Annotated in this window: 8 protein-coding genes; 7 read left to right on the forward strand and 1 reads right to left on the reverse strand. The window is 33.0% G+C overall.

All coding sequences use genetic code 11. The annotated features are described in order from the left end of the window. Positions 1-411: 411 nt before the first annotated feature. Positions 412-1,029 (reverse strand): TetR/AcrR family transcriptional regulator, encoded by a 618-nt coding sequence (locus M2326_RS17130; protein ID WP_264620767.1) that lies wholly within the window; start codon positions 1,027-1,029, stop codon positions 412-414. Positions 1,030-1,431: 402 nt separating this feature from the next. Between M2326_RS17130 and M2326_RS17135 the strand changes: the two genes are divergently transcribed. From M2326_RS17135 to M2326_RS17165, 7 genes are all read left to right on the forward strand, one after another. Then, on the forward strand, positions 1,432-2,382 hold the full coding sequence (locus tag M2326_RS17135; protein WP_264620768.1) for a hypothetical protein: 951 nt from the start codon (positions 1,432-1,434) through the stop codon (positions 2,380-2,382). 469 nt (positions 2,383-2,851) lie between these two features. Continuing rightward, positions 2,852-3,151 (forward strand): type II toxin-antitoxin system RelE/ParE family toxin, encoded by a 300-nt coding sequence (locus tag M2326_RS17140; protein ID WP_108740459.1) that lies wholly within the window; start codon positions 2,852-2,854, stop codon positions 3,149-3,151. Positions 3,152-3,154: 3 nt separating this feature from the next. Then, positions 3,155-3,433: an addiction module antidote protein gene (locus M2326_RS17145; RefSeq protein WP_264620769.1), complete on the forward strand. Its 279-nt coding sequence runs from the start codon at positions 3,155-3,157 to the stop codon at positions 3,431-3,433. 503 nt (positions 3,434-3,936) lie between these two features. After that, on the forward strand, positions 3,937-5,841 hold the full coding sequence (locus M2326_RS17150; protein ID WP_264620770.1) for a mechanosensitive ion channel family protein: 1,905 nt from the start codon (positions 3,937-3,939) through the stop codon (positions 5,839-5,841). After that, complete coding sequence (locus M2326_RS17155) at positions 5,841-6,749, forward strand: mechanosensitive ion channel family protein (protein ID WP_264620771.1); 909 nt, start codon at positions 5,841-5,843, stop codon at positions 6,747-6,749. The genes M2326_RS17150 and M2326_RS17155 overlap by 1 nt, the downstream gene beginning before the upstream one ends. 120 nt (positions 6,750-6,869) lie before the next feature. Beyond that, positions 6,870-8,231, forward strand: a complete 1,362-nt coding sequence (gene ffh / locus M2326_RS17160) for a signal recognition particle protein (protein ID WP_264620772.1) — start codon at positions 6,870-6,872, stop codon at positions 8,229-8,231. 110 nt (positions 8,232-8,341) lie between these two features. Further along, positions 8,342-9,229 (forward strand): bifunctional 5,10-methylenetetrahydrofolate dehydrogenase/5,10-methenyltetrahydrofolate cyclohydrolase, encoded by an 888-nt coding sequence (locus M2326_RS17165; protein ID WP_264620773.1) that lies wholly within the window; start codon positions 8,342-8,344, stop codon positions 9,227-9,229. Positions 9,230-9,407 lie beyond the last annotated feature (178 nt).

The raw sequence follows: 9,407 nt of genomic DNA on the forward strand, positions 1-9,407 counted from the left end.
GCTTGCAACGGATTATATAAATCCTGTTACAAGCGTTTTTTTATTGTCTAAAAAACAATGATAATCAAAATATGCGATGTTTTTCAGTGCCCTCCAGTTTGCGCTTAGCCATTTTTTTTTGTGGTCGGGCTTTCGGCTATATCTCTCCGTTTCACTACGAGGATACCGCCTCAATCCCTCACGCGGGTTTGTGGAATTATAGTTTTTAAAGAACAATATTAGGATATTTCAATTATAAATTCATTGAAACCTTACTATAAAGTATATCAGTTTACTTCATAATGTTAAGTACAAATTGGAAGTCTCATAGTTGAAGTTTCCTCTTGATATTTAAAATTCGCAATTATTTTTCTGTAAATCAAACGAATGTATTAGATCAAATTAACGAAGGGTAATTTTGCGTAAAATGACTTATAAATTTTCTAAAATTAAACTAATTGCTTTTTTAATTCGTTTCATTCCTTCTGGTTCATTAATATCAATTCCACAAAAAAGAGTATCGGTTGATTTAGAATGCAATACCATGTAATAAATACCTGCAACTAATAGCGCAGATACAGCTCTAATATCTTTTTCATTAAATTCTTGATCTGCTAACTCAAAAATTTGGGAACCAAGACGCTCTCTGTCTTCGCAAACTTCATACATAATTTTTGATTTTTCGCTGATTTCCCATAAAATAAGCTTTTGCATTTCGGTGCTTTCATAAAAATAGTCCAATTGGTTTTGTAATAAACGCTCAATTATTTCTTTGGAGTTAAGACTCTTTTTCTCTTCAATTGTTTTACTAAAATCCCCTGATGCTTCCGTCCAATAATCCTTATTACGAACATAAGTTTCTATCAAATCATCTACCGAATCAAAATACATGGTAATAAGACGTCGGCTCAATCCAGCTGTTTTAGAAATGTTTGTAGCAGTTAATCCAGTATAACCTTTAGTTTTTAATACTTCACCAACTGCATTTATAAGTTTTTGCTTTGATCGCTCTCTATCGTTCGTTTCCCCTTGGTAAACCTTTTTAGCCATAATACTTGGTCGTAAATTTTTAAAAAAAACATTTAGATGCCAAAAATAGCTTCTTTTAACCAGATTACGGATTTTTTACATAATTTTCCCAACAGTGGGAATTTTTTGTATATTTGAAATTATAATTGCGATGTATTAATTTGTGAAGTACAGTTAAAATATGTCGTAAAGGTGGTATGGGACTAATTTAAAAATAAGTAAGGTTATATTAATTATATTATTTGGCAGGATTAATATAAAGGCTATAATTCATCCTCATGAAATTGAATATCTAAAATAGTATAAATGCTAGATTGATAAAAAGTAATTTCTTGTCATTAAAATATAAAAAAGAAGTGTTTTTTATATTTTTTAGACTGAAAATTTAGTAATAGTATCATTAAAAATGAAAAATAATTTAATATGAAAGAAAATAAAATCATGAAGATATTTATTGGATTAATTCTATCAATTGGACTTATGTCTTGTAGTAAGAATGATGATCAAGTTTCGAGGATACAACCTTCAACCAACTTAATAACAATGGAAGCGGAAGGAGGGGAAACGGAAATATCGTTTATCAATGGAGATTGGAGTATTTCGGAAGTGATAAACGAAAATGAAAACTTGAATATTCACGGTAATATCTATTCTAAAAACGGAGCATTAATACAAGAAAATCAAACGCTTTCGTTGGAAGCCCAAGGGAAAATGGTAACTATTTGGAATGATAAAGGCTTTGTTATTACTCGTGAAACGTCAAGTTCCTTAAAAATCGAATTAATTGAAAATAGTACTGATGAAGAATTTGAATTCACTTTAGTGTTAAAATCAGGTGAAGAAATTAAGAAAATTGTTGTTTATCAAAAAAAATCACATGGTTATCAATTCGACAGTATCAAATATATTTTAAAAAAAGAAGATGGGGACTCCCTGTTTGTGAAAAAAGGTACAAATTTTGAATTTAATATTCAACAATCGCAATCTTTTACATTTTCACCTTATGAAGGAATAAAAATTAACAACAATTCTCAATTTGTAAGCAGTGATAAAAATGCTTTTGTCTGGTTGAAAAATGCTTCAATTTTGGTAGAAATACCAACTAGTTTCTATAATCAAGAAATTTATTTTAATGGAGAAAAAAAGGTGTATAGTAATGTGGAGTCAATAAGCTCTCACGTGTTTCAAGGAATGGAAACAGTTGTCATTCCTGTTGGACAATCTGCATTCTCATCTGAAATAGAATATCGTAAGCGTAAGGTTTCTTATGAACTTCGTTTAATTAATAACAGGACAGCAGAAGAAAAGATTATTGAAGGTAAGTGGATTGAGTTTAGTCCAACTGGAAATTATTCTATTAAATGGCAAGATTAAATAAAAAAATAAATCCTAGCCTTATGCATGAAAAACTAGATTGTCGCTGTATCTCGTTAATGTTAAAATAGAATTGTACTTAGTTTTCCCAAAGTAATAGTAAAGTTGTAATCATTAAAACGGTTACAACTTTCTTGTTTATAAACATGATTTCATATTATTTGCGTAAAAACTTTGCAATTTATTGCTCATGATTCTTTCAGAATGACAAGTTTGTGAAGATTTTATGCATGCATAAAATAACTTTTATGAACTTCTATTTAGCCTCGCTTTACATTTCTACAAACAAGAAAATTTAGATGACATATATGGTTAAAATGATTTAAAATAGCACATCCTTCTAGACTTGCTTATAAGTTCGTGCAGTATCATCCTAAAACATTTAAAAAAAATGTACAAAAAACTGGAAAACTTCAAAATCAAATAGAAAATAGCATTATATTTGTATCCAAATGAATACAATTAAATTATGTACTTTATTGAGAAAACATCAGAATTTGATAAATGGTTACGAAAACTGAAAGATTTACGTGCCAAAGCAAAAATTTTAATGAGAGTACAAAAATTGGAAAACGACGAACATTTTGGCGAATGTGAATCAGTTGGTGACGGAATAAAAGAACTTAAAATAAATTATGCCAAAGGTTATCGAGTTTACTTCAAAGAAAAAGATGGGAAAATTATAGTCTTATTAATTGGAGGCGACAAATCATCTCAACAAAGTGACATTGAAAAGGCAAAAGAAATTTGGAGATCATTAAAAAAATAGACAATGGAAACATCAAAATTTGACATATCGGATTATTTAGACAGTAATGAAATGATTGCTGCATATTTAAATGAAGTTTTAGAAAATGGAGACGAAACTGACCTAGTTACAGCAATAGGAAATGTAGCTAAAACAATCGGAATGACTAAAATTGCTCAAAAATCTGGATTGAGTAGACCAAGTTTGTACAAAGCGCTATCTGAAGGAGCTAAACCGCAATTCTCAACAATTATAAAAGTTCTAAAAGCAATAGGTGGTCAAGTAACTGTTAATCCCATCTAAGCATAAAAGATAATAACCTGAAGTATCGAGTTGCTTCTGCTATCGGAATAGATCAAAAAAAGTAATAGTAAAGTTGTAATCATTAAAAACGATTACAACTTTCTTGTTTATAAATACGACTTCAAATATATTGCCGACCTACTTTGTATTGGCTTAGCCACGTTTCTTTGAGAATTTCAAAGTCCTTGAGATTTTATGCATGCATAAAATAACTTTTATGAACTTCTATTTAACTTCGTTTTAGATTTCTACAAACAAGAAAACTTAGATGACTTATATGGTTAAAAAATAAAACAGCAATATTTTTAATTGCGATTCGTAATTATTAACCACAACAAATACCCTAATCTGATTTTACGGTTCAAGCCAACTCCACAGTGACCAAATAATCTTTAGCATAAAATAAAGCTTCAATCATTCAAATAAACTATTTTTGACAATACAAAAAAGGAAGTTTTCGTTTTCAATAGCTTCTTCTTAATTCATACTAGTAATCGTGCACCATGAAATTTATATCCCAATTATTTTTTCTGTTAATTCTCTCGCAATGCAGTTATTCGCAAACAAAAGAACAAAAATCAGAGGCTGAAAAATCGGAAGTAAAAGAAGTATTGGTCGCCAAGCAAGTCGATTCGACTAATGCAGTGGTATTGAATGCGTACAATAAAAAACTTGAGGAGTTAGAAGTGCAACGTCTCAAAGATTCAGTACAGCAATCCAAACTTCAATCGAAATTAGAAAAACTTAGTACGACCGACAATATTCAAAAAGATAAACTGCTCAAACAGCTTCAGGAGTTTGCAGACAAGGACAAAGAACGTTTGGAGTTCAAGAAACGTCAGATTGATTCGCTACGTACTACAGCAAAATCATATCCTGTGATGGGATTTTTTAACGACACATTATTTGCAATCTACAATCGACTAGGAAGTTTTTCGGTCAAAGATAGAGCAGAGGCCGTTAGCAATCGTATTCAGAAATTAGCGGATATCTACCAATTCAAAAAAGAAGATATCCAGATTTCAGCTTCCGAGAGTACTGTGGATTTAATGGTAGGAGAAAGTATTTTGACTAGTATTTCAGAAAATGATGCGATTTGGAACAATACAACCAAAGAGGAATTGGCCAAAAAATACAAAAGCACAATTGAGAATGCCGTTATAAAATATCAAGAAGAAACCAGTACAGAAACCTTAAGTAAAGAGATAGGTTTGGCACTGCTAGTGCTCCTTGTTGTGGGAATCATTATATTTTTTATTCGAAAAGGATTTCGAAAATTAAACCAAAAAATCAGTGAACAAGAAGGAAAATTGCTCAAAGGAATTACCATTAAAAATTACACCTTATTTGATACTAGTAGACAAGTCAATGTTTTTACATCGATTAGTAATTTTTTAAAATGGATCTTGACTATTCTTACGATCTATTTATCACTACCAATATTATTTGGGATTTTCCCGTGGACCAAACATTTTACAGATACGCTGATTGAATACATAAAAAGTCCAGCTCTAAAAATTGTACATGGCGTTTGGGATTATCTGCCCAATTTGGTGACCATTATGGTAATCGTGATCTTTTTTAGGTATGTCTTACGATTGATTCATTTCCTAAAGACCGAAGTCGAAAACGAAAAATTGCAACTTTCAGGGTTTTATCCTGATTGGGCCAATCCAACTTATCAAATTATAAAAGTGGTTTTATACGCTTTTATGGGCATTGTAATTTTTCCTTATTTGCCAGGAAGTGATTCTCCTATTTTTCAAGGAGTTTCTGTTTTCTTGGGTGTCCTGTTCACTTTTGGTTCTTCAGGTTCCTTATCCAATGTAGTTGCCGGATTAGTTTTGACCTATATGCGTTTGTTTACAATAGGAGACCGTGTGAAAATTGGAGACGTTTTTGGTGATGTAATTGAAAAGTCAATGTTGGTTACTAGAGTGAGAACGACCAAAAATGAAATTATTTCGATTCCAAATTCAACCGTCATGAATAGCCACACAATAAATTACAGTAGTGATGCTCCTGTGAATGGATTGATCTTACATACGACAGTAACTATTGGTTATGATGTACCTTGGAAAAAAGTGCATCAAGCATTAATAGATGCTGCAAACCGTACTGAGTTGCTTCAAAAAAAACCAGTTCCTTTTGTTCTACAAACTAGTTTAGATGATTTTTATGTATCTTACCAAATCAATGGTTATACCAAGGAAGTCAATAAACAAGCGCTTATTTATTCCGATTTACACGCTAATATTCAGGATTGCTGTAATGAAAACGGAATCGAAATCCTGTCACCGCATTACCGTGCCGCTAGAGATGGTAGCCAATCCACGATTCCCGAAGACTATTTAGATAAAAATTACAAAGCACCAAAATTTAATATTTCCATTTCTAAAGAAGAATGATGATGAACGATACTATAGAAAGTTATTTATTTGATCCAACTGTTGGTAAAATTTCCACGATAATTATTGGAGTAGCCGTGATTTGGCTTTTAGTTAGGGTAATTCAACGCAATTTATTGTCTAGGATTCAAGGAAACGATAATCATTATCGAGCCAAAAAAATCAGTAACTATGCTGGTTATTTTTTAACAATTGTTCTAATTACAGTCGTTTTTAGTGATAAGTTGGGTGGTTTTACGGTGGCATTGGGAGTTGCGGGAGCGGGGATTGCTTTTGCTTTGCAAGAAGTAATTGCCTCTTTTGCGGGATGGTTGGCTATTATGTTCGGAGATTTTTATAAAACAGGTGATCGTGTTCAGTTGGGTGGGATCAAAGGTGATGTAATGGATATTGGGGTGCTGCGTACTACCATTATGGAAACTGGTGAATGGGTAGATGGTGATTTGTACAACGGCCGAATCGTATTGATTGCCAATAGTTATGTGTTCAAAGAACCGGTTTTTAATTATTCAGGAGATTTTCCTTTTTTGTGGGATGAAATAAAAGTGCAAATACAATATGGAAGTGATTATGATATGGCTCGCGAACTTTTGTTAGAAATAGGAAATAAGGTTGCAGGTGATCTAAGCGATCTATCAAAATTACAATGGGGGCATTTGCAGAATAAATTTCGATTAGAAGAAGCAAAAACAGATGCTATGGTATCACTTGTGATAAATGAGAATTTTGTTGAGTTTACTTTGAGATATGTTGTAGGTTATAAAAAAAGACGTGCAACAAAAACGGAATTGTTTACTCAAATATTAAAAGCTTTTGAAAGTAGTAACGGTGCTATTAAATTTGTAACGGCAACTTTACAGTTGGTTGAAGCACCTGATTTTAATGTAAATATGAAAAGGGAGCGTTAATAATTTGGTGTTTTAAAAGTAACTTTTATAAATCAATTGTATTTGATTTTTTTATAGATAATACTTTTCATAATTAGGATTCAAATGCCTAAATTTGCACCTCATAAAAAGATAAAAATTATGTTTGATAATTTAAGCGATAAACTAGACAAAGCCTTTCATATATTAAAGGGACACGGAAAAATTACCGAAGTAAACGTTGCCGATACCTTGAAAGAAGTACGTCGTGCCTTATTGGACGCCGATGTTAACTTTAAAATTGCCAAAGATTTTACCGCAAGAGTAAAAGAGAAAGCAATTGGTCAAGACGTGTTAACTACTTTACAGCCAGGTCAGTTGTTGGTTAAGTTGGTTAAAGATGAATTGACAGAATTGATGGGTGGTGATGTTGCTGGAGTTAATCTTTCGGGAGCGCCAACGGTGATCTTAATGTCAGGTTTGCAAGGTTCTGGTAAGACCACTTTCTCTGGAAAATTGGCAAATTATCTACAAACAAAAAAGAATAAAAAACCACTTTTGGTGGCTTGTGATATCTACCGTCCAGCAGCGATTCAGCAGTTGTATGTAGTAGGAGATTCTATAGGTGTTGAGGTTTACTCTGAGCCAGAAAATAAAAATCCAGTTGAAATTGCACAAAATGCAATTAACTACGCAAAAGCCAATGGATTTAATGTGGTGATTGTCGATACGGCTGGTCGTTTGGCAGTAGACAAAGAAATGATGGACGAGATTGCACGTGTACACAAAGCAATCGAGCCACAAGAAACCTTGTTTGTTGTCGATTCGATGACAGGACAAGACGCTGTAAACACTGCAAAAGCTTTCAACGATATTTTAAATTTTGATGGGGTTATCTTAACCAAATTAGATGGAGATACTCGTGGAGGAGCAGCACTTTCGATCAAAACTGTTGTTAATAAACCAATCAAATTTGTAGGTACGGGTGAGAAAATGGATGCTATTGATGTATTCTATCCTATTCGTATGGCAGAGCGTATCCTTGGAATGGGAGATGTTGTGTCATTGGTAGAAAGAGCGCAAGAACAATTTGACGAAGAAGAAGCTAGAAAATTACAGAAGAAAATCGCTAAAAACGAATTTGGTTTTGATGATTTCTTGACTCAAATTCAGCAAGTGAAAAAAATGGGTAACATGAAAGACTTAGTCGGAATGATACCTGGAGCTTCCAAAGCCATGAAAGATGTAGAGATTGAAGACGATGCCTTTAAACATATTGAAGCAATTATTCACTCCATGACACCATTAGAAAGAAAAAAACCAGCTACTATTGATGTTAAAAGAAAAACAAGAATAGCCAAAGGTTCAGGGACAAAAATCGAACAAGTGAATCAATTGATGAAGCAGTTTGACCAAATGAGCAAAATGATGAAGATGATGCAAGGTCCTGGTGGAAAAAATTTAATGAAAATGATGGGTGGTATGAAAGGCGGAATGCCTGGAGGTATGCCTGGAATGAGATAAGAAAAAGTATTCAGTATTCAGAGATTGAGTTTTCAGTTTTGAAATATAGTAAAGTAGTAAACAATTAATGGTGCCGAAAGCTAATCGCTAAACGCCAAAAGCCAAAAAAAATGCAAATACTAGACGGGAAAAAAACATCAGAAGATATTAAAAAAGAAATCGCTGTTGAGGTTCAAGAAATCAAAGCAAACGGTGGAAAAGTGCCTCATTTGGCTGCAGTAATTGTTGGGACAAATGGAGCAAGTTTGACATATGTAGGCAGTAAAGTGCGTTCATGTGAGCAAATAGGTTTTGAATCGACTTTGGTGAGTTTGCCAGAAGATATTACCGAAGAAGCTTTGCTGGCTAAAATTAATGAATTGAATACAGATGATAACCTTGATGGTTTCATTGTACAATTACCGTTACCAAAACACATTGATGAAGAAAAAATTCTGCTAGCGATCAATCCAGAAAAAGATGTTGATGGTTTTCATCCAACGAACTTTGGTAGAATGGCACTCGAAATGGAAACATTTTTACCTGCGACTCCTTACGGAATTATGGAATTGCTAGAGCGTTACAAAGTCGAAACTTCAGGAAAGCATACTGTTGTAATTGGACGTAGCCACATTGTGGGTCGCCCAATGAGTATTTTGTTGAGTCGCAAAGGATACCCTGGAGATTCTACGGTAACTTTAGTACACAGTAGAACCAAAAACATTGAGGGATTTACTAAAACGGCAGACATTATCGTTACTGCATTAGGTGTTCCTGAATTTTTGAAAGGTGATATGGTCAAAGATGGTGTGGTTATTATTGATGTGGGAATTACTCGTGTTGATGATGCTTCAAATCCAAAAGGATATGTGATTAAAGGAGATGTAGATTTTGCTTCGGTTAGTCCAAAGTCGTCCTTTATTACGCCAGTGCCTGGTGGAGTAGGACCGATGACCATTGCAATGCTGCTTAAAAATACACTTCTAGCTCGAAAAATAAGAGCCAGAAACAATCAATAAATTTAAATTAAACCTACTTTTTGAGTAGGTTTTTTTTATTCCTTTTTTTAGTAAATTGAATTCTTGTTTTAGAATGTAAATAATTGGCGGATTCAAGTCATAAATGCAACTTGACCATTATTATTTAATGAATGTATAAAAACTTCGTTTGGGGTTTTGTACCCAAATCTTTTCCTAG

The organism is Flavobacterium psychraerolatum, from assembly GCF_025960985.1.
Lineage (GTDB): Bacteria > Bacteroidota > Bacteroidia > Flavobacteriales > Flavobacteriaceae > Flavobacterium.

Bases quoted from the DNA above. Each gene is read 5' to 3' on its own strand.
- M2326_RS17150 (WP_264620770.1), top strand. From the start codon at position 3,937: ATGAAATTTATATCCCAATTATTTTTTCTGTTAATTCTCTCGCAATGC.
- M2326_RS17145 (WP_264620769.1), top strand. From the start codon at position 3,155: ATGGAAACATCAAAATTTGACATATCGGATTATTTAGACAGTAATGAA.
- M2326_RS17135 (WP_264620768.1), top strand. From the start codon at position 1,432: ATGAAAGAAAATAAAATCATGAAGATATTTATTGGATTAATTCTATCA.
- M2326_RS17140 (WP_108740459.1), top strand. From the start codon at position 2,852: ATGTACTTTATTGAGAAAACATCAGAATTTGATAAATGGTTACGAAAA.
- M2326_RS17130 (WP_264620767.1), bottom strand. From the start codon at position 1,029: ATGGCTAAAAAGGTTTACCAAGGGGAAACGAACGATAGAGAGCGATCA.
- ffh (WP_264620772.1), top strand. From the start codon at position 6,870: ATGTTTGATAATTTAAGCGATAAACTAGACAAAGCCTTTCATATATTA.
- M2326_RS17165 (WP_264620773.1), top strand. From the start codon at position 8,342: ATGCAAATACTAGACGGGAAAAAAACATCAGAAGATATTAAAAAAGAA.
- M2326_RS17155 (WP_264620771.1), top strand. From the start codon at position 5,841: ATGATGAACGATACTATAGAAAGTTATTTATTTGATCCAACTGTTGGT.